General features: G+C 65.9%; 17 protein-coding genes. 4 read left to right on the top strand and 13 right to left on the bottom strand.

Translation table 11 applies throughout. The features are described 5' to 3' along the window. Window positions 1-19: 19 nt before the first annotated feature. Genes ACNI3R_RS01500 through ACNI3R_RS01515 form a run of 4 tightly spaced genes read right to left on the bottom strand, consistent with a single transcriptional unit; the run spans window position 20 to window position 3024 of the window. Window positions 20-853, bottom strand: a complete 834-nt coding sequence (locus ACNI3R_RS01500) for a Coq4 family protein (protein WP_426179309.1) — start codon at window positions 851-853, stop codon at window positions 20-22. After that, window positions 850-1101 (bottom strand): hypothetical protein, encoded by a 252-nt coding sequence (locus ACNI3R_RS01505; protein ID WP_426179310.1) that lies wholly within the window; start codon window positions 1099-1101, stop codon window positions 850-852. The genes ACNI3R_RS01500 and ACNI3R_RS01505 overlap by 4 nt, the downstream gene beginning before the upstream one ends. A 10-nt stretch (window positions 1102-1111) precedes the next feature. After that, window positions 1112-1342 carry a hypothetical protein gene (locus ACNI3R_RS01510; protein WP_426179311.1) on the bottom strand — a complete coding sequence of 77 codons (231 nt, stop codon included), beginning with the start codon at window positions 1340-1342 and terminating at the stop codon, window positions 1112-1114. Continuing rightward, complete coding sequence (locus ACNI3R_RS01515; protein WP_426179313.1) at window positions 1339-3024, bottom strand: N-acyl-D-amino-acid deacylase family protein; 1686 nt, start codon at window positions 3022-3024, stop codon at window positions 1339-1341. The genes ACNI3R_RS01510 and ACNI3R_RS01515 overlap by 4 nt, the downstream gene beginning before the upstream one ends. 140 nt (window positions 3025-3164) lie before the next feature. Here ACNI3R_RS01515 and ACNI3R_RS01520 point away from each other — a divergent pair, with 140 nt between their 5' ends. Beyond that, complete coding sequence (locus ACNI3R_RS01520; protein ID WP_426179315.1) at window positions 3165-3779, top strand: TetR/AcrR family transcriptional regulator; 615 nt, start codon at window positions 3165-3167, stop codon at window positions 3777-3779. Window positions 3780-3821: 42 nt separating this feature from the next. Here the strand turns inward: ACNI3R_RS01520 and ACNI3R_RS01525 are convergent, their stop codons facing one another. Genes ACNI3R_RS01525 through cysD form a run of 3 tightly spaced genes read right to left on the bottom strand, consistent with a single transcriptional unit; the run spans window position 3822 to window position 7422 of the window. Further along, window positions 3822-4580: a 3'(2'),5'-bisphosphate nucleotidase CysQ gene (locus ACNI3R_RS01525; RefSeq protein WP_426179316.1), complete on the bottom strand. Its 759-nt coding sequence runs from the start codon at window positions 4578-4580 to the stop codon at window positions 3822-3824. Continuing rightward, window positions 4577-6499 carry a sulfate adenylyltransferase subunit CysN gene (gene cysN, locus ACNI3R_RS01530; protein ID WP_426179318.1) on the bottom strand — a complete coding sequence of 641 codons (1923 nt, stop codon included), beginning with the start codon at window positions 6497-6499 and terminating at the stop codon, window positions 4577-4579. The genes ACNI3R_RS01525 and cysN overlap by 4 nt, the downstream gene beginning before the upstream one ends. Continuing rightward, complete coding sequence (gene cysD / locus ACNI3R_RS01535; RefSeq protein WP_426179319.1) at window positions 6499-7422, bottom strand: sulfate adenylyltransferase subunit CysD; 924 nt, start codon at window positions 7420-7422, stop codon at window positions 6499-6501. The genes cysN and cysD overlap by 1 nt, the downstream gene beginning before the upstream one ends. A gap of 77 nt (window positions 7423-7499) precedes the next feature. On the opposite strand from cysD, the gene ACNI3R_RS01540 reads away from it, so the two are divergent. Continuing rightward, the gene (locus tag ACNI3R_RS01540; RefSeq protein ID WP_426179321.1) at window positions 7500-8582 is read left to right on the top strand and encodes a helix-turn-helix transcriptional regulator; all 1083 of its coding nucleotides are present in this window, start codon (window positions 7500-7502) and stop codon (window positions 8580-8582) included. Between the two features lie 6 nt (window positions 8583-8588). On the opposite strand, the gene ACNI3R_RS01545 is transcribed toward ACNI3R_RS01540, so the two are convergent. The 6 genes from ACNI3R_RS01545 to ACNI3R_RS01570 are packed head-to-tail and all read right to left on the bottom strand — an operon-like array spanning window position 8589 to window position 14899. Continuing rightward, the gene (locus tag ACNI3R_RS01545) at window positions 8589-10073 is read right to left on the bottom strand and encodes an FAD-dependent oxidoreductase (protein ID WP_426179323.1); all 1485 of its coding nucleotides are present in this window, start codon (window positions 10071-10073) and stop codon (window positions 8589-8591) included. Next, complete coding sequence (dmpG, locus tag ACNI3R_RS01550; RefSeq protein WP_426179325.1) at window positions 10070-11113, bottom strand: 4-hydroxy-2-oxovalerate aldolase; 1044 nt, start codon at window positions 11111-11113, stop codon at window positions 10070-10072. Before dmpG ends, ACNI3R_RS01545 begins: the two co-directional genes overlap by 4 nt. A 13-nt stretch (window positions 11114-11126) precedes the next feature. After that, window positions 11127-12065 carry an acetaldehyde dehydrogenase (acetylating) gene (locus tag ACNI3R_RS01555; RefSeq protein ID WP_426179327.1) on the bottom strand — a complete coding sequence of 313 codons (939 nt, stop codon included), beginning with the start codon at window positions 12063-12065 and terminating at the stop codon, window positions 11127-11129. 10 nt (window positions 12066-12075) lie between these two features. Next, the gene (locus tag ACNI3R_RS01560) at window positions 12076-12855 is read right to left on the bottom strand and encodes a fumarylacetoacetate hydrolase family protein (protein ID WP_426179328.1); all 780 of its coding nucleotides are present in this window, start codon (window positions 12853-12855) and stop codon (window positions 12076-12078) included. Continuing rightward, complete coding sequence (locus tag ACNI3R_RS01565; protein ID WP_426179330.1) at window positions 12848-13663, bottom strand: alpha/beta fold hydrolase; 816 nt, start codon at window positions 13661-13663, stop codon at window positions 12848-12850. Before ACNI3R_RS01565 ends, ACNI3R_RS01560 begins: the two co-directional genes overlap by 8 nt. 30 nt (window positions 13664-13693) lie before the next feature. Next, complete coding sequence (locus tag ACNI3R_RS01570; RefSeq protein WP_426179331.1) at window positions 13694-14899, bottom strand: acyl-CoA dehydrogenase family protein; 1206 nt, start codon at window positions 14897-14899, stop codon at window positions 13694-13696. 235 nt (window positions 14900-15134) lie between these two features. Between ACNI3R_RS01570 and ACNI3R_RS01575 the strand changes: the two genes are divergently transcribed. Both ACNI3R_RS01575 and ACNI3R_RS01580 read left to right on the top strand, forming a co-directional pair. Further along, window positions 15135-17312 (top strand): TonB-dependent receptor, encoded by a 2178-nt coding sequence (locus tag ACNI3R_RS01575; RefSeq protein WP_426179333.1) that lies wholly within the window; start codon window positions 15135-15137, stop codon window positions 17310-17312. Further along, window positions 17309-19021 carry an FAD-binding protein gene (locus tag ACNI3R_RS01580; protein WP_426179334.1) on the top strand — a complete coding sequence of 571 codons (1713 nt, stop codon included), beginning with the start codon at window positions 17309-17311 and terminating at the stop codon, window positions 19019-19021. The genes ACNI3R_RS01575 and ACNI3R_RS01580 overlap by 4 nt, the downstream gene beginning before the upstream one ends. Window positions 19022-19028: the final 7 nt, after the last annotated feature.

The raw sequence follows: 19028 nt of genomic DNA on the forward strand, positions 1-19028 counted from the left end.
CTCTCCCGTCCTGCAGCGCTCAGCCTTTGAAAACCTTGAAGATCCAGTCCCAATAGCCGGGCTCGGGACCGTCCTCGAACCCGAACTCGGCGCGGATATCGTCGATCTGGCGGTCGAGATGATCCTCCCAGCGGACCATGAACAGGGGCTTCTTCTGCTTGGCGCCGAGCGCATGGCCGCGCGCGAAGCCCTCGAGCAGCGACGGCAGCGCTTTCGGATAATGGAGCCCCGCGCGGCTGAGCGAGGTCGACATCAGCACCGTGCCGTAGAGGTTCAACTCATGGGCGAAGTCGGTCGAGAAATAATTGGCGTTGGCGACCGTGTTGGCGACGATCAGCGCGATCTCGCCCACCTGGCTCGGGCAGAGACCGGTGACCATATGTTCGATGTCGTGATTCTGTGCGCGCCGCTTGAGCAGGAATTCATAATCGTTGCGCGGCGCATCCTTGAACAGGAAATCGATCTGATAGCCGCTTCGCGCGATGAAGGCATGGATGCGCGCACCCAGCGTGCCCGGCGCGCAATGCGCGGTCTGTTCGGCGGTGAAGTCGGAGACGAAGCGCTCGTCGAGCCAGGCCGCGAATTCGGGCAGCCGCGCCTTTTCGGCCGCGAGCAACTCCATCGTTCGGACCGGATCGACCACCTCGCCCATCGCGCGCGACAGAGTGGGAATCAGATAGGCATCGGGCAGGTCGTGACCGTCGCGCTTCAACCCCATCTGCGCATAGACATCGCGGAACAGCGGACTGTTGAGATATTTGGAATTGCTGATCAGCACGCTCGACGTCACCGGCTCGACGGCGCCCATCAGATAGGCGGCTTCGTCGGCCGCGAGATTGGTTTCGACGTTCATGCCCTGTCATTCCTCTCCGTCCAGCCCGTGAAGGGCGGTTCCTCAATTTCGAGCACGGCCCAGCTCCGACCGACCAGATCGAGCGCATTGCTCACCCCGGCGCGGGCCATCACCCGGCGCATGCCGTCGGCATCGACCTGCACGTTCGACCGGCCGCCATTGGCGAAGCGCAGCGTCACGACCAGCGCCGCCTCCCCGTCATGGGTCGGGGTCAGGCACAGCGCCTCGATCACCGCGCCGTGGCTCACGTCCTGCCGCTCATGCCCCGCCAGCTTGGCCGGCCGAGGCCTGCGGCGGCTCGATGAACAAGATATCCGATGGCGTGATCACACTGGCCGGGCGGAAGACGAGGAACAGATTCCAGCTCTTGAGCTGCTCGATCGCCGCCTCGACCGGCGTGTCGGGCATCACCCGCGCGGCGATGCTCGGCCAGTCGTCGCCGCTCTGCGGCTGGATGAAGCGACGGCGCGGGGGAAGCGAAACGCTCATGCACTCTGCCTTTCGGTGATCTGGCCGGCGCGCGCCGGGGCATAGCCGGCCTCGCGGCTATAGGCCTGCACGCCGTTGACGAAGACGCGGTCGATGCCGCTCGCCCGTCGAATATAGCGGAATCCCGGCGCGGGCAGGTCCTCGACCGCGATCTCGGGGCCGCGATCGATCGTTGCGGGATCGAACAGCACGATGTCGGCCGCGTAGCCCGGCCGCAACAGGCCACGGTTGCGCAAGCCCCAGACCTGCGCCACGTCATGGGTCAGCTTGCGCACCGCGGTCTCCAGCGGCATCGCGCCGAAGCCGCGAACATAGCGGCTGAACAGATAGCCGGTGTCGCCATAGGTCGCGAAATTGGTGACATGCGCGCCGCCGTCACCCGCGCCGATGCCAATCAATGGGTCGGCCAGCATCTTGGCGATCTTGGCATCGTCATTATGGCCGATCGCATCGAGCCCGTAGGAGGTGGCGAGATTATCGGCCAGCGCGATGTCGATGATCACCTCGGCGATATGGCAGCCGCGCTCCTCCGCAAGATCGCCCACGCGCCGGCCCATCAGCGCCGGATCGGGCGTGCCCATCCGCTTCACATAGGCGTCGGCGAAGTCGATCTGCAGGCCGATCGGCATGAAGAAATTGTCCATCTCCGCCGCCAGCGCCTGCCGCCGCTCCGGATCGCGCAACACAGCGAGCTTTTCGTCATGCGGCAGCAGCGTCATCGCCCACCAGCCGGGCAGGGTCGCGAAGGTCGACATCGGCGCACCGAGATCGAAGGACAGGTCGATCGGCCGCGTCTGCATCTGCGGCACCACGCGCGCACCATGCGCGGTCTGCAGACGGATCCGGTCGAGCGCGATGCCGACCAGTTCGGGTGAGGCGTTACTGTCGAACAATGGGGAGAAGGTCGTCGAGATGCTGTGCTTGCGCGACAGGTCCGACAGCAGGTCGATCCGCGCGCAGAGCATGTCGGCATCCCAGAATTCGGGGACCATCTGCAGGATGCCGCCCTTCTTGCCGAGCGTTGCGCACAGGGCGTCGAGCTCGGCCGGTTCGGCCATGCGTGCGGGAACCGGGCGGTTCTCGTGATCGATATCGACCCAGGAGCCGCTCATCCCGACCGCGCCGGCGTCGAGGCATTCGGCGAGCAGCGCGCGCATCTGGGTGATCTCGGCATCGGTCGCCGCCCGCTCGCGCGCTTCGAGCCCCATCACCCACAGCCGCAGCAGGCTGTGCCCGACCAGCGGCGCGACATTGACGCCGAGGCGTGGCTTGATCGCCGCCAGATAGTCGGCGAAGCTCTCCCACGACCAGGTCAGACCCGCATCGAAGGCGTTTTTCGGCATCTCCTCGATCTTGCGGAAGGTCGCGCCGAGCAGGTCGCGATGCTCGGCCTTGAGCGGGGCCAGGCTGAGCGAGCAATTGCCCGGCATCACCGTGGTCACGCCATGTTCGAGCGAGGGCTGCGCCTGTCCGTCCCAGACCAGCTGCGCGTCATAATGGGTGTGCGGATCGATGAAGCCGGGTGCGATGACGCGCCCACCCGCGTCGACCGTCTCGCGGGCCTCGCCCTGGATTTCGCCGACCGCGACGATGCGGCCGTCGCGCACCGCGACATCGCCCCTGAAGGCCGGCGCTCCGCTGCCGTCACAGACCAGGCCATTGCGTATCACCAGATCGAGCATGGCATTCCCTCCTGTCCCGCCCGTGCTTTTCGCATCGAATGGCGGCTCTCGATAAAAAAGGTACATAGTGTCCCGAAAAAAGCAAGCGAGTCGGTGACGCGCGCTGGACTTGCCCTGCATCAGCGTGGCAGCGTGCAGCGATGGACATGACGGGCGAGAAGGTGACGACGCGCAGCCGGGGGCGACCGCGCGATGCGGAGATCGACCGGCGGATCATCGACGCGGCGCGGACGCTGCTCGCCGAGGGCGGCTATCATGCGCTCGCCTTCGACAGCATTTCGCAGATGACCGACATTCCGCGCTCGATGATCTATCGGCGCTGGCCGACCAAGGCGCATCTGGCGAACGAGATCGCCACCGGGGGCGGCGATCCTTTCCCCGACGTGATCGACCGGGACGGTCTGAAGGCGCAGATCGCGCTGCTCGCTGGACAGATTTTCGAGCGCTATCGCCGTGCCGACATTGGCGCGGCGGCGGTGGGCGTCATCGCCTCGACGCAGGGCGACCGCGCGTTGCAGGCCGAGTTGCAGCATGACAGCGAGTGCGACGCCCGCGCCCGCATGGCGTCGATCGTAGGCAAGGGAAAGGCGGCGGGCCTGATCGCGGCAAGCTGCGATTCCGACACGCTGTTCGACATGATGGTGGGCACGCTGCTCTACCGCGCGCTGTTCAGCCTCGAGACGCCGCCCGCCGACTATGTGGAGAGCGTCACGCGCCTCGTCGTCGACGGGGTCGCCACCCGCACGGAGCAATAGGACGGCGACCGCCGGTTTCCCGGACGGTCGCCACCGATTTCGTCAGGCCGGCTCGCCCGCCTGCACCGCCCGCGCCTCGCGCAGCACGGCTTCGGCCAGTTCGGGCCGGCAGATGATCAGGTCGGGCAGATAGACATCTTCCTGATTGTAGCGCAGCGGCGATCCGTCGACCCGCGAGCAGAACAGGCCATAAGCGGCGGCGACCGCCACCGGTGCGCAGCTGTCCCACTCATATTGCCCGCCGGTGTGGAGGTAGATGTCGGCCTCGCCGCGCACCACCGCCATCGCTTTGGCCCCGGCCGAACCCATCGCCACCAGTTCGGCGCCGAGCCGTTCGGCGACTTCGACCGCCTCGCGCGCCGGCCGCGTGCGGCTGACGAGCATCCGCAACGGCTGGTTGGCGGGCGGCAGAGGCTGCGGCCGGTCGGTCCGCAGCACGACGTCCAGCCCCGGCAACGCGACCGCGCCAACCGTGGCGACGCCGTCGATCGCAAGACCGACATGCACCGCCCAGTCGGCGCGCTCCTCGCCATATTCGCGGGTGCCGTCGACGGGATCGACAATCCACACCCGCGACTGCGCCAGCCGCTCGGCATTGTCCTTTTCCTCTTCCGAGAGCAGCCCGTCGTCAGGACGCTGCGCCCGCAAAGCATGGCAGAGGAACTGGTTGGCGGTCTGATCCCCCGCCTTGCCCAGCGCCTTGGCCGGGAACATGCCGCTGGCCCGCACTTCGAGCAGCAGCTTGCCCGCGACCTCGGCGAGGTGCGCCGCCAGTTCGGCGTCGGTCATCGCACCGCTCATGGGATGAGCCTGCGTATGATCTCCTCGGCCGCTTCCTCGGCAGTCATCGCGGTGGTGTCGATCCGGATCTCAGGGTCCTCGGGCGCCTCATAGGGACTGTCGATGCCGGTGAAGTTCTTCAGCTGGCCCGAGCGTGCCTTCGCATAGAGGCCCTTTACGTCGCGGGATTCGGCATCGGACAGCGGGGTGTCGATGTGGACCTCGATGAACTCGCCCGGCGCCATCATCGAGCGCACCATGTCGCGCTCCGCCCGGAAGGGCGAGATGAAGGCGGTGATCACGATCAGGCCGGCGTCGGTCATCAGCTTGGCGACCTCGCCCACCCGGCGGATATTCTCCACGCGGTCGGCATCGGTGAAGCCCAGATCCTTGTTCAGGCCATGGCGCACATTGTCGCCGTCGAGGAGGAAGGTGTGGCGGTTCATCCGCGCCAGCTTCTTCTCGACGATGTTGGCGATGGTCGACTTGCCCGCACCCGACAGACCGGTGAACCACAGCACGACCGGCTTCTGGTGCTTCATCGCGGCGTGATGTTCGCGCGAAATGTCGGTCGCCTGCCAATGGACATTCTGCGCACGACGCAGCGAGAAGTGCAGCATGCCGGCCGCGACGGTCGCATTGGTGATCTTGTCGATCAGGATGAAGCCGCCCAGCGAGTGGTTCTCGCCATAGGGCTCGAACACCAGGCTGCGGTCGGTCGACAGATTGGCCACGCCGATCGCGTTGAGCTCCAGCGTCTTCGCCGCCAGATGCTCCATCGTGTTGACGTTGACCTGATATTTGGGCGCCTGGATGCTCGCCGACACGGTCTGCGCGCCGAGCTTGAGCCAATAGGGTCGGCCCGGCAGCATCTCCTCGTCCGACATCCACACGATCGTGGCCTCGAACTGGTCGGCGGCCTGTGGGGGATTGTCGGCGGCAGCGATGACGTCGCCGCGCGAGCAGTCGATCTCGTCTTCGAGCGTGATCGTCACCGACTGGCCGGCGACGCCCGCGTCGAGATCGCCGTCGAGGGTCACGACACGCGCCACCGTCGAGGTCTTGCCCGAGGGCAGCACGCGGATCTTGTCGCCGGGCTTGACGGTGCCGGTCGCGATCAGGCCCGAGAAGCCCCGGAAATCGAGGTTCGGGCGATTGACCCACTGCACCGCCATGCGGAACGGCTTGTCCTGGTCCGACACCTGGTCGACCTCGACGGTCTCCAGATGCTCCATCAGCGCCGGGCCGCTATACCAGGGCGTGTTCGGCGACAGGCCGGTGATGTTGTCGCCCTTGAAGCCGGAAATCGGCATGGCGACGAACGCGCTGATGCCGATCGAATCGGCGAAGGCGCGATAGTCGGCGACGATGTCGTCGAAGATCTTCTGGTCGTAGCCGACCAGATCCATCTTGTTGACCGCCAGCACGATGTGCCGGATGCCGATCAGATGCGCGAGATAGCTGTGCCGCCGGGTCTGCGTCAGCACGCCCTTGCGCGCATCGATCAGGATGACGGCGAGGTCGGCGGTCGAGGCGCCGGTGACCATGTTGCGCGTATATTGTTCATGGCCGGGGGTGTCGGCGACGATGAACTTGCGCTTCTCGGTCCCGAAGAAACGATAGGCGACGTCGATCGTGATCCCCTGCTCGCGTTCGGCGGCGAGGCCGTCGACGAGCAGCGCAAAGTCGATCTCCTGCCCCTGCGTGCCGACGCGCTTGCTGTCGGCCTCGAGCGCGGCGAGCTGATCCTCGAAGATCATCTTGCTGTCGTAAAGCAGGCGGCCGATCAGCGTCGACTTGCCGTCGTCGACCGAGCCGCAGGTGATGAAGCGCAGCAGCGTCTTGTGCTGGTGGATCTTCAGATAGGCGTCGATGTCCTCGGCGATCAGGGATTCGACCTGATAGACGCTTTCCCCGGAGGTGGCGTTGAGCGTGCTCATCAGAAATAGCCCTCCTGCTTCTTCTTTTCCATGCCGGCGCCGCCGGCATCCTTGTCGATCACGCGTCCCTGGCGTTCGGACGTCGTCGTCAGCAGCGTTTCCTGGATCACTTCGGAGAGAGTCTTCGCCTCGCTCTCCACCGCGCCCGTCAGCGGGAAGCAGCCGAGCGTGCGGAAGCGGATCGAGCGTTCGGTGATCTCGGGGCGTTTGCCCATCACCTTTTCCAGGCGCTCGATATCGTCGGCCATGAACAGCTGGCCTTCCCATTCGAAGGTCGGGCGCTTCTCGGCGAAATAGAGCGGGACGATGGGGATGTCGTTCAGCTGGATATATTGCCAGATGTCGAGCTCGGTCCAGTTGGAGATCGGGAAGACGCGGATGCTCTCACCCTTGTTCTTCCGCGCATTGTAGAGATTCCACAGCTCCGGTCGCTGGTTCTTCGGATCCCAGCGATGGTTGGCCGAGCGGAAGCTGAACACGCGCTCCTTGGCGCGGCTCTTCTCCTCGTCGCGCCGCGCGCCACCGAAGGCCGCATCGAAGCCGTAGAGATCGAGCGCCTGCTTCAGCCCCTCGGTCTTCCACATGTCGGTGTGGAGCGGGCCGTGATCGAACGGGTTGATCCCGCGCTCCTGCGCTTCCGGATTCTGGTAGACGAGCAGTTCCATGCCGCTCTCTTCCGCCATGCGGTTGCGCAGCTCGTACATCGCCTTGAACTTCCAGGTCGTGTCGACATGGAGCAGCGGGAAAGGCGGCGGCGACGGATAGAAGGCCTTGCGGGCGAGATGCAGCATCACCGCCGAATCCTTGCCCACGGAATAGAGCATCACCGGCTTCTCGCACTCGGCAACGACTTCCCGGATAATGTGGATCGATTCGGCCTCGAGGCGTTCGAGATGGGTCAGGGTTATCGGGTTGGAAGCCATGCGGCACCCTCCTCATTTGTGGTTCCCTGCCATCTTACAGGGATGACTCGCGCTCGAAGCTCCCATATGGGAGATTGATGGCTCTTACGCGCACCGACGAAACGGAATTGCTGACCGCCCTGCACGAGGGGATGCATGAGACGCCGCGCTGGCAGACCTTCCTCGAACGCCTCCGCCGCCGCACGCGGGCCGACTATGTCTCGCTGATCTTCGCGCAGGGCCAGGCGCCGATGTACAAGGCGACCGAGGTTCATGCCGGGCGCAACATCCGCGCCGAGGCGCAGAAGCTGGAGGAACTCGCCCGGCTCGACCCGATTCCCTATGGCCGGCTGCGCCCGGGCCGCGTCTATTCGCCCGACGAACTGCTCGACCCGGCCGACCCGCGCTATGACCGCTTCCGGCACGAATATCTGTCGCAGATCGGCGTCAACCACAGCCGTTTCATGCGCGTGACCGAGCCTGGCGGCGCGAGCGCCTGGGCAGTCCTGCTGCGCGAGCGCGACAATTTCGTCGCCGCCGATGCCGCAGTGCTCGCCGCGCTGGAGCCGCATCTCGCCATCGCGCTGCGCAATTTCGCGACGCTGGAACGCGAGCGGATGCGCGCCAATGTCGGGGAGGATGTGCTGAAACGGGCCGGGCTGGCCTGGGCGGTCCTCGGCACCGAGGGCTCGGTGATCGCCAGTTCGCCCGATGCCCGGCCGATCCTGTCGCCGGGCGGCGCGCGCATCGTCGCGGGGACGGCGGAGGCGGAACGCAAGCTGGCGCGGCTGATCGAAACCTTCACCGCACAGCCGCATGGCGAACCGCAAGTGGTGCCGCTGGAGGACGATGCCGAACGCGGACTGGTCGCGCTGCCGATGCCCGATCGCCCGCTGACGGCGCTGACCATGCCCGCCTATGTCGCGGTCGTCCGCCTGCCCCGTGAACGCGACGACCGCCACGCCGCGCTGTTGTCCGCCCTGCACGGACTGACCGACAGCGAGGCGCGCCTCGCCATCGCCTTGTCGCGCGGCGAGTCGATCGCCGATGCCGCGTCGCTGCTCGGCCTCACCCTGGAGACCGCGCGCAACTACTCCAAACGAGTCTATGCCAAGACCGCCACGACCGGTCAGGCCGATCTCGTACGGCTCGTGCTCGAAAGCGTCGCGCTGCTCGCCTGAGCGACCTCAGGCCGGCTCGGCGACCCGCTGCGACGCCTTGGCCGAAGCCGCTGCCGACGTACCCGCCTTGCGCCCGAAGAAGGTGCAGTCGGCCAGGCTCATGCCCGAGCTATAGCCATGACCCCAGCGCGGCAGCCCGGAGGTCGCGCGTCCCGCCGCAAACAAGCCCGGTACCGGCTCGCCACCGCGATCGAGCACTTCGCCCGTCGGCAGCGTCGAGAGCCCGCCCAGCGTGAAGAAGGAGAAATAGCTGGTCGAGAAGTTGAGCTCGAGCGCGGCATAGGGCGGCTCGTCGAGCACCTTCAGCCATTTGGCTGACTTGTGCCAGACGGGGTCATGCCCCTCGGCCGCATAGCGGTTGAAAGTCCTGACCGTCGCGCTCAGCGTATCGGCGGGAAGGCCCAGTTCGGCCTCGACCTCTTCCCAGCTCTCATCGACCGCTGCGATGTCGATCCGGGCCAGTTCGATCGGCCGCGCGAAGATCGCATTGTCGACAAGCAGCCAGACGCGGTCGCCCGGCTGGTCGATCATCGTGCGGCTGACGCGGCCATGATAGCAATCCTCGTTCATGAACCGCTGTCCGTTGCGGTTGACGAAGATCCCCTTCACCAGGCTTTCGGGCATGATCCACGGACAGGTGGTGAAGAACTCGTCCATGTGGATCGCGTCGCCGCCGGCGCCCATGCCCATCAATATGCCCGATCCATTGTCATTCTCGCCGATCGGGTTGGCGAGCTTGATCGCCTCGGGCGCATAGCGGCGGAGCATGTCCTGGTTCATGCAGAAGCCGCCCGTACAGATCACGGTGGCGCCCGCGCGGACATAATGGTCCTTGTTGTCGATCCGCACGACCAGCCCGACGATCGCGGGGCCATCGGCGATCAGCGACACGACCCGCGCGTCGACGCGCACGTCGACCCCGGCCTCGCGCACGTTGCGCTCCAATATGTCGACGAGCTTGCGGCCTCCGCCCCAGCCCTCGAACTGGATCACATGGCCGCGCGGCGCCGGCTGGGCCTGCTCGCAGAAGGGCCAGGCTTCCTCGCTGCCCGACCATATCAGCGTGTCGTCGGTCGCCGGCTCGATGATCTTGCCGGGAACGAAGGTGCCCTTGTACGGCACGCCCTGCGCCTTCAGCCAGTCATAATGCGACAGGCTTTCGGCGGCGTAGAGATCGCACTTGGCATGGTCCGCGTCCGGCCCGCCCGCCATCTTGAGATAGGCGGCCAGCGCCTCCGGGCTGTCCTCGAAGCCGGCTGCCTTCTGCACGTCGGAGCCGCCGCCGATATAGATTTCCCCGCCCGACAGCGCCGAGGCGCCGCCGCTGCCCGATCCCATCTCGAACAGCGTGACCGACGCACCGCCGCGCGCAGCTTCGAGCGCCGCGCAGGCGCCCGACGCGCCGAAGCCGATTACCGCGACGTCGGTCTCGATGTCCCACCGGGCGACCTCGCCCACGCCAAGCGGCCGATGGAGCGAGGGGCTGGTCATTGCGCGGTCTCTCTTTCCTTGAGCATGTCGAGCGCAACGTCGACGATCATGTCCTCCTGCCCGCCGACCATCCGCCGGCGGCCGAGTTCGACGAGGATGGCGCGCGTGTCGAGGCCGTAGGTCTCCGCCGCTTTCTCCGCATGGCGCAGGAAGGAAGAATAGACCCCGGCATAGCCGAGCGCGAGCGTCTCGCGATCGACCCGCACCGGGCGGTCCTGCAACGGACGAACCAGATCCTCCGCCGCGTCCATCAGCGCCATGACGTCGCAGCCATGGTTCCAGCCCTTGCGGTCGACCGCGGCGACGAACACTTCGAGCGGCGCATTGCCGGCGCCCGCGCCCATGCCGGCCAGGCTGGCGTCGATGCGAACGGCACCTTGCTGTGCGGCGACGATCGAGTTGGCGACGCCGAGCGAGAGATTATGGTGCGCGTGCATGCCGCGCTCGGTCTCGGGCTTGAGCACCCGGTCATAGGCCTCGAAGCGCTCGCGGATGCCGTCCATATCGAGCGCGCCGCCGCTGTCGGTGACATAGACGCACTGCGCGCCATAGCTCTCCATCAGCAGCGCCTGTTGCGCTAGCGCCTCGGGCTCGATCATGTGGCTCATCATCAGGAAGCCCGACACGTCCATACCCAGGTCGCGGGCGATGCCGATATGCTGCTTCGACACGTCGGCCTCGGTGCAGTGCGTCGCCACGCGGACCGATCGCACGCCCAGATCATAGGCGCGCTTCAGTTCCTCGACCGTGCCGACCCCCGGCAGGATCAGCGTGGTGAGCACCGACTTCTCCAGCACGTCGGCGACGGCCTCGAGCCATTCCCAGTCGGTGTGCGCGCCGAAGCCATAATTGAAGCTGGCGCCCGACAGCCCGTCGCCATGGGCGACCTCGATCGCGTCGACGCCGGCGGCGTCGAGCGCCTTGGCGATCGCGCGGACATGGTCGATCCCGTACATGTGCCGGATCGCGTGCATGCCGTCGCGCAGCGTCACGTCCTGGATGTAGAGCTTGTTGCCGGCCTCTACGTCGAATCCCGCCATCTCGCGTCTCTCCTCAGGCGGCCATCGCGGCCAGGCGGCGCTTCGCGAGAAGCTCGCCCGTCGCCTTCGCGGCAGCGGTCATGATGTCCAGATTGCCCGAATAGCTGGGCAGATAGTCGCCGGCGCCCTCGACCTCGAGGAAGATCGAGGTCTTGATGCCGGTGAACTCGCCGCGTCCGGGGATGCGGAGCTTGTTGTTGTCGCCGAAGCGCTCGAACTGCACCTGCTGCTTCAGGCGATAGCCGGGCACATATTTCTGCACCTCGGCCACCATCTTCTCGACCGAGGCGCGGATCGTCTCCTCGTCCGCGCCTTCCGACAGGGTGAAGACGGTGTCGCGCATGATCATCGGCGGTTCGGCCGGGTTGAGGATGATGATCGCCTTGCCCTGCGTGGCACCGCCGACCGCTTCGATCGCGCGCGCGGTGGTGCGGGTGAACTCGTCGATATTGGCGCGCGTGCCGGGACCGGCCGAGCGCGACGAGACCGATGCGACGATCTCGGCATAATGGACCTTCGCCACCTGGCTGACTGCCGCGACCATCGGGATCGTCGCCTGGCCGCCGCAGGTGACCATGTTGACGTTGGGCTGGTCGAGATGCGCTTCCATGTTGACCGGCGGCACGGTGAACGGACCGATCGCCGCCGGGGTCAGGTCGACAACCTGCTTGCCGTCGGCGCGCAGCGCCTCGTCATGCACCTTGTGCGCATAGGCCGAGGTCGCGTCGAAAACGATGCCGATCTCCGGATAGCAGGGCAGCTTGCGCAGCCCCTCCAGCCCTTCATGCGTGGTCGCGATGCCATGCTCGCGCGCCATCGCCAGCCCCTCGGACGCGGCGTCGATGCCGACCACCGCCGCCAGCTCCATATTCTGCGGATATTTGATCATCTTCATCATCAGGTCGGTGCCGATATTGCCCGACCCGATGATCGCCGCCTTGAGACGTGCCATAATTTGTTCCTTAGACGAAGCGGGCGGCGCAGCGCCCGATGCCGTGCAATTCCATCTCGAAGACGTCGCCGGCCTTGGCGGGCGCCAGCGGGACCAGCGATCCCGACAGGATGACGTCTCCCGCCTCGAGGGTGACGCCGTGAGCGCCGAGCGTGTTGGCGAGCCATGCCACCGCTTCCGCCGGGGATCCCTGCACCGCCGAACCATAGCCCTCGGACAGCGGTTCGCCATTCTTGGTCACGGTGACGTGCAGCGCAGGCAGGTCGTGCGCGCGGGGATCGGCGCGGGCCTCGCCCAGCACGAACACGCCGCAGGACGCATTGTCGGCGACGGTGTCGACGATGCCGATCTTCCACTCGGCGATACGGCTGTCGACGATCTCGAAACAGGGCGCGATGCTCTCGGTCGCGGCGATCACCTGTTCGGCGGTCACGCCCGGCCCTTTCAGCGGTTCGCGCAGGATGAAGGCGATCTCGGCTTCGGCGCGGGGCTGGATGAGCCCCGTCGCGGCGATGTCGATCGTCTCACCGTCGATCCACATCCGATCGGTGAGGAAACCGAAATCGGGCTGGTGGACGCCCAGCATGTCCTGCACGGGCTTGGAGGTGACGCCGATCTTCTTGCCGACCACCCGCTCGCCATCGGCCTGGCGCCGTTCGAGGATGCCGAGCGAGATCGCATAGGCATCGTCGATCGTCAGGCTCGGGTCCTGACCGCTGATCGGCGCGAGCGTGGTGCCGTCCCGCAGTGCGCGATAGAGCCTCTCGGCCCAGACTGTCGTGTCAGCCATGGAGGAAGGCCAGCGTGTAGCGATTGAACTCCGCAGCCCGCTCAACCTGGACCCAATGGCCCACGCCGTTGAAGGTCATGAAGCGCGCATCGGGGCAGGCATCGAGAAAGCGCTGCGCCCCCGAGACCGGGCAGAAATCGTCCTGCAGACCCCAGAAGCCGAGGATCGGCATCGTCAGTTCGCCCAGGCGCGGGGCCAGATTGGGCGTCCGCATGCGGGCCAGCACGTCCTTCGACTGCGTGCGGGCAACCTCATAGCGCTCGGCGACGAGCTGGTCGCTGACGACCGACGCGTCATAGACGAGGTTGGTGATAAGCGCCCGCTGATCATCGAGCGAGAATTCGGGACTGCCGAAGCTCGACTTCATCTTCGCAATGCCGGGCATGGCGAAATAGACGGGCAGTTCCTCGATACAGCCCGGCGCCATCATCACCAGCTTCTCGACGAAGCCCGGATGATCGAACGCCAGCTGCATCGCGATGCCGCCGCCCAGCGAATTGCCGACGCACACCGCCGAGGTCACCCCGGCCTGGGTCAGCGCGTCATGGACGGTGTCGGTGAACAGCTGCAGCGTATAGTCGATTCCTTCGGGCTTCGACGACGCACCATAGCCGATCAGGTCGGGCAGCAGCACGCGATAGCCTGCAGCCACGAACTCCGACGCATTCAGGCGAAAGTTGGAAGCACCGGAGGCCCCCGGCCCGCTGCCGTGCAGGAACACGACAGCGGGGCCGGAGCCGGCCTCCGCCATGCTGATCTCATAATCTCCGCCGACCTTATAGGCCGTACGGACGAACTCGACTGTCATTGAAACCCCTCCAGTCGATTGGGAAAAAACTCAGAGGAACAGGAAGGACGGTGCCTGCCCGTTCAACGTGCCCACGAGGTCCGCCGCCATATTATTGGGGTCGTTCGCCACGTGCGCACGCGCCGCATTGATGTCGAGCCAGGGCTGAATGATCGGGCTGGACATATAGATCGCCCGGCCACCCAGCAGCGGCATGAGCTCGTCCACCAGATCGGCGCAGCGCCGGACGACGGTCGAAGACTGGTAGCGATAAAGAGCACGCTCGGACATTTCGAGCGGCTCGCCGCGATCGGCCTTCGCCATCATCTTGTCGAAGCTGGCCTCCAGCGTGGCCTCCATCTCGAGCAGCTGCGCATGCGCCTTGGCGATTGCGGCCATCAGGATGGGGTCGGTCTTCGACGCCTTGCCGGTGTTGGTCGATACGCGATCATTGGCGATCTTGATCGCCGCGTCGATCGCGGCGCGTGTACCGCCGAGTGCAGCCGAGGAGACCGAACGCACGAAGATCTGCGCCCAGGGCAGGCTGAACAGCGGCGCGCCATTCTCCTTCTGGCCGGGATTGGTGCAGAGGAAACCGTCCGCCGCGCGGTGGGTGCGATAGTCGGGAATGAAGGCCCGCTCGATCACGACATCGTGGCTACCGGTGCCCTGGAGGCCGAAGGTGTCCCATGTTTCCTCGATCCGGTAATCCTTGCGGGGGACCAGGAAGGTGCGCATGTCGGGCGCATCGCCCTCGTTCTTCGGCGGCACCAGCGAGCCGAGCAGCACCCAGTCGCAATGCTGCGATCCCGAAGAGAAACCCCAGCGGCCCGACAGATAGAAGCCGCCCTCGGCGTGCTCGACCTTGCCGACCGGCTGATAGGAGGAGGAAACCAGCACGCTGGTGTCCTCGCCCCAGACTTCGGCCTGCGCCTTGTCCGAAAAGAGCGCCAGCTCATAGGGATGACAGCCGACCACGCCATAGACCCAGCCCGTCGACATGCAGCCCTGCGCAATCTCCTTCAGCACCGAGAAGAAGACGTTGGGATGCATTTCATAGCCGCCCCAGCGCTTGGGCTGGAGGATGCGGAAGAAGCCGGCCTCCTTCATCTCGGCGATGGTTTCGTCGGGGATCCTGTGGGCGGCTGTCGCCTGCTTCGCGCGCGAGCGTAGCACGGGAATCATTGCACGCGCCCGCTCGACCAGATCTTCCGCGCTCGGGATCGCGACTTCCTCACTCTTAAGCATCGTCGCCATGTTCGTTTCCTGACCAGCCTCTCCGCATCCGATCCTTCATCAGATTCGTAATCCTAGCTATCGATTTCTACGCAAAGCGTCAACTATCGGAGCCAAGTTCTGCGATTGCCGATCTAGCAAAGCATGCAATCACGTGTTACGCATATGGTAGAAGGAGCGGGTTGACACCCGCCATATACGTAGTGGGAGGGTCGTTTTGAAACGCGCGCATAGGCTGTATGCAGCCTCTCTGGCTGTGCTGTCCACAGCGGGATTTTCGCCGCTTTCGGCGCAATCCGCCACCGACGACTCCGGCATCGGCGACATCGTCGTAACCGCCACTCGCATGGGCGAGACCCGGCTGCAGTCGACCCCGATCGCGGTGACGGTATTGGGCGGCGAAGCGCTCGATTCGCGCGGCGTGCGAGACGTTCAGGACCTGAAAGCCTATGTCCCGTCGCTCCAGGTCTCCGACCTGTCGGGCTACACGCAGCTGTTTATACGTGGCATCGGGTCGAACATCGTGTTCATCGGCTCGGACCCGAGCACGACGATCCACAGCGACGGCATCTACCTCGCCCGGCCGCTCAGCTACCTCACCGACTTCCTCGACGTCGAGCGGGTCGAGGTGCTGCGCGGGCCGCAGGGCACGCTCTATGGCCGCAACTCGGTCGGCGGCACGATCAATGTCGTATCGCGCAAGCCCTCCTCGACGCTGCAGGCGCAGGCGCAGTTCGGCTATGGCACCTATGACCGCTATGCAGCACAGGGCTATATCAGCGGCCCGATCGCGGGCGAGGTCCTTGCCAGCCTCGCGGTCGACGTCTCCGGCCATGACGCCTTTCGCGAAAATATCTCGACCGGCAATGACGTCGAAGATCTCAAATCGCGTGGTGTGCGGGCGCAGCTTCTTGCACCGATCGGCGAGGGAGAGTGGATCATACGCGGCGACTGGTCGCGCCAGTCGGGCGCGATGGCCGGCTATCCCAAGCTGATCCGGCCGACCGGCAATCCGTTCGACGACGCGATCCTCGGCGACTTCGACAAGGTGTCGATGAACCGCGACAATTTCACGGTGCTGAAGAATTACGGCCTGTCGAGCGACCTGTCCTTGCCGCTGTCCGATGGCCTCATCCTGCGCTCGCTGACCGGCTGGCGGGCCTTCCGGGGCTCGATCCTCACGGACTCGGATTCCAGCTCGCTCGACATTTTGCGCAACCTGATCGCGCCGATCCGCCAGAACCAGTTCAGCCAGGAGTTCACCCTGGTCGGCGAAAGCGACCGGTTCGACTGGGTGCTCGGCGCCTATTATTTCCAGGAGCGCAATCGCGAACCGCTCACGCTGGCCATCCTGCCCTTCGGCGCGTCGCATATCCAGCGGCCGCTGCTGAAGGCACGCTCCTATGCGGGCTTCGCGCAGGGCGAGTATAAGCTGACCGACGCGCTCTCCTTCGTCGCGGGCCTGCGCTATACGCGCGAGCGGAAGATCTATCGCATCACCGATTATTTCACGGCCTCGACCGATCCCGATCCGCGCGTCGCGGCGCAGGGGTTCGTCCTGTCGGGCGTGCCCGGTCTGCCTAACCCCTTCACCATCGACACCCGTCGCAACGATGATGCGCTGACGCCCAAATTCGGGATCAACTTCAAGCCGAGCGAGCAGATCCTGATCTACGCATCGGCGACGCGCGGCTTCAAGAGCGGCGGCTATGACTATGGCAGCAACAATGCCGTCGACGCCGCCGCCGGCTATGGCCCCGAAAAACTCTGGTCCTACGAAGTCGGCCTGAAGAGCGACATGCTCGACCGTCGGCTGCGCCTCAACCTGACGGGCTTCTATTATGACTATACCGATCTGCAGGTGCAGAGCTTCGTCCAGGTCGGCGCCTCCTTCGGCGCCAGGACGCAGAACGCGGCCACGGCGCGCGTGAAGGGGATCGAGGCGGAGATCGTAGCCAAGCCCGTACGAGCGCTGGAACTGACAGCCAATGTCGCCTGGCTCGATGCCGAGTATCAGCGTTACCCCAATGCCTTCGTCAGCACCTTCGGGTCCTTCGACGCCAAGGGGAAGCGCCTCAACAATGCGCCGACATGGTCCGCAACCTTCGGCGCGACCTATGCTTTCGATCTGAACGACGCCGGCAAGCTGACCGTCGGCGCCGACGCCCATGTCCAGAGCCGCATCTACTTCACCGCCGCGAATGACGGCGTCGGTGCGGTGGCGGGCTATGCCGAGCAGCAGCGCGGCTATGGCATCGTCAATGCGCGGATCGGCTGGACCAGCCCAGACGATGTGTGGAAGGCGCAGCTGATCGCGACCAACCTGTTCGACCGCGACTATATCGTGGGCACGGCCAACTATACGGCTGCGATCGCCGCGCGGCAGGGGCGCCCGCGTGAAATCCTCGGCCAGCTCAGCTACAGCTTCCGATGAACGCCCCCTTCCCGCCGGCGGCCGATGTCGGCGTTCCGGTCGAACAGCCGTTGTTGGTCGAGGATGTCGACACCGTCGCCTGGGACGAGAGCACCGACCTGCTCGTCGTCGGCCTCGGCGGAGCCGGCCTGGCGGCGGCGCTGGAGGGGATGGAGCGCGGTCTGTCGGTCACCGCCGTCGACCGCTACGCCTGTGGCGGATCGACCGCCGCCAATGGCGGTGTCTTCTATGCCGGCGGCGGCACCGCGATCCAGCGCGAGGCGGGCGAGGAAGACAGCCCGGAGGCGATGCTCGACTATTTGCGGATCGAGGCCGGCAAGGTCGTCAGCGACGAAACGCTGCGCCGCTTCGTCGAGCAGAGCCCCGAGACGGTCGACTGGATCCTGCGCCACGGCGGCAAGCTCGCCGCCTCGGTGTGGAAGGAGAAATGCTCCTATCCGCCGCTCGACCGTTTCCTCTACCACCCCGACAATTCGCTGGTGGCGAGCTATCGGGCGAAGGCGAAGCCCGCCGCACGCGGGCACCGTGCCTTTGGCCGCGACGGCAAGAAGGCCTGGGGCCTCGGCAAGTTCATCACCGGGCCGATGACCGAGTCCGCTCTGCGCCTAGGCCTCGTCTTCCACCGCTACAGCGAGGCTCGGCAATTGGTGGTCGACCGAGAGGGGCGCGTGGTCGGCGCGCGTATCCTGTCGATCCCCGAAGGGTCACCCGAGGCGCAACGCTTCGCCAGATATATCGCGCGCGCCAATGCCCTTCTCGCAGCACTTCCGCCCAGCATTCCACTCGCAGCGATCACCATCGCGCTCGGCAATCATTATCTGCGCAAGGCCGGCGAGATCGAGGCCAAGGCCCGTTTCTCGCGCCTGATCCGCGCGCGCGAAGGCGTGGTGTTGAGCGCCGGCGGCTTCATCATGAACCCCCAGATGGTCGGTCGTTATGCCCCGGCCTATGCCAGCGGCATGCCCAACGGGACGCTCGGCGACCAGGGCTCGGGCATATTGCTCGGCATGAGCGCGGGCGGTGCCACCGCATTGATGGACAAGGTCAGCGCCTGGCGCTTCATCAATCCGCCCAAGGCCTGGGCACAGGCGATCGCGGTCGACCGCGCAGGCGAACGTTTCGTCGACGAGACGGTCTATGGCGCGACGATGGGCGAGCATATCGTCGACCATCGCGGCGGGATCGCTTGGCTGATCTACGACAAGAACCTGCGGGAGGCCGCCTTCCGCCAGGCGCGCGATCCCAAGCTGGTACCCTTCCAGCGCGACGTCACGCTGATCAACCTGCTGTTCAATGCGCGCAAGGCCGATACGCTCGACGCACTGGCCCGGCGCATCGGCGTCGACGCAGCAGGGCTTGCCCGGACCGTCGCCGCCTATAATGCTGCCGCGCGCGGCGAGGCGCAGGACCCGTTCGGCAAGGAGGCGGTCGACATGCACCCGATCGAGCGCGGCCCCTTCTACGCAATGGACATATCGATCGACAGCCGCTTCCTGCCCCTGCCCGTGATCACCTTCGGCGGCCTGCGCGTCGCCGAGGAAAGCGGCCAGGTGCTCGACCGGGCGGGCAAGCCCATCGCCGGGCTTTATGCCGCCGGGCGCACGGCGGTGGGCCTAGCCTCGCAGACCTATGTCAGCGGGCTGTCCTTCGCCGACTGCTTCTTTTCCGGCCGCCGCGCCGCACGGCACGCGGCGCGGGCCAATGTCTGAGAGGAAT

The organism is Rhizorhabdus antheiae (genome assembly GCF_049889055.1).
Taxonomy (GTDB): domain Bacteria; phylum Pseudomonadota; class Alphaproteobacteria; order Sphingomonadales; family Sphingomonadaceae; genus Rhizorhabdus.

What these genes read in the sequence shown, in the direction of transcription:
- ACNI3R_RS01500 (WP_426179309.1), bottom strand. Translation starts at nt 853, where the DNA reads ATGAACGTCGAAACCAATCTCGCGGCCGACGAAGCCGCCTATCTGATG.
- cysD (WP_426179319.1), bottom strand. Translation starts at nt 7,422, where the DNA reads ATGGCTTCCAACCCGATAACCCTGACCCATCTCGAACGCCTCGAGGCC.
- ACNI3R_RS01525 (WP_426179316.1), bottom strand. Translation starts at nt 4,580, where the DNA reads ATGAGCGGTGCGATGACCGACGCCGAACTGGCGGCGCACCTCGCCGAG.
- ACNI3R_RS01570 (WP_426179331.1), bottom strand. Translation starts at nt 14,899, where the DNA reads ATGGCGACGATGCTTAAGAGTGAGGAAGTCGCGATCCCGAGCGCGGAA.
- ACNI3R_RS01565 (WP_426179330.1), bottom strand. Translation starts at nt 13,663, where the DNA reads ATGACAGTCGAGTTCGTCCGTACGGCCTATAAGGTCGGCGGAGATTAT.
- ACNI3R_RS01520 (WP_426179315.1), top strand. Translation starts at nt 3,165, where the DNA reads ATGGACATGACGGGCGAGAAGGTGACGACGCGCAGCCGGGGGCGACCG.
- ACNI3R_RS01560 (WP_426179328.1), bottom strand. Translation starts at nt 12,855, where the DNA reads ATGGCTGACACGACAGTCTGGGCCGAGAGGCTCTATCGCGCACTGCGG.
- ACNI3R_RS01545 (WP_426179323.1), bottom strand. Translation starts at nt 10,073, where the DNA reads ATGACCAGCCCCTCGCTCCATCGGCCGCTTGGCGTGGGCGAGGTCGCC.
- dmpG (WP_426179325.1), bottom strand. Translation starts at nt 11,113, where the DNA reads ATGGCGGGATTCGACGTAGAGGCCGGCAACAAGCTCTACATCCAGGAC.
- ACNI3R_RS01515 (WP_426179313.1), bottom strand. Translation starts at nt 3,024, where the DNA reads ATGCTCGATCTGGTGATACGCAATGGCCTGGTCTGTGACGGCAGCGGA.
- ACNI3R_RS01580 (WP_426179334.1), top strand. Translation starts at nt 17,309, where the DNA reads ATGAACGCCCCCTTCCCGCCGGCGGCCGATGTCGGCGTTCCGGTCGAA.
- cysN (WP_426179318.1), bottom strand. Translation starts at nt 6,499, where the DNA reads ATGAGCACGCTCAACGCCACCTCCGGGGAAAGCGTCTATCAGGTCGAA.
- ACNI3R_RS01510 (WP_426179311.1), bottom strand. Translation starts at nt 1,342, where the DNA reads ATGAGCGTTTCGCTTCCCCCGCGCCGTCGCTTCATCCAGCCGCAGAGC.
- ACNI3R_RS01540 (WP_426179321.1), top strand. Translation starts at nt 7,500, where the DNA reads ATGGCTCTTACGCGCACCGACGAAACGGAATTGCTGACCGCCCTGCAC.
- ACNI3R_RS01555 (WP_426179327.1), bottom strand. Translation starts at nt 12,065, where the DNA reads ATGGCACGTCTCAAGGCGGCGATCATCGGGTCGGGCAATATCGGCACC.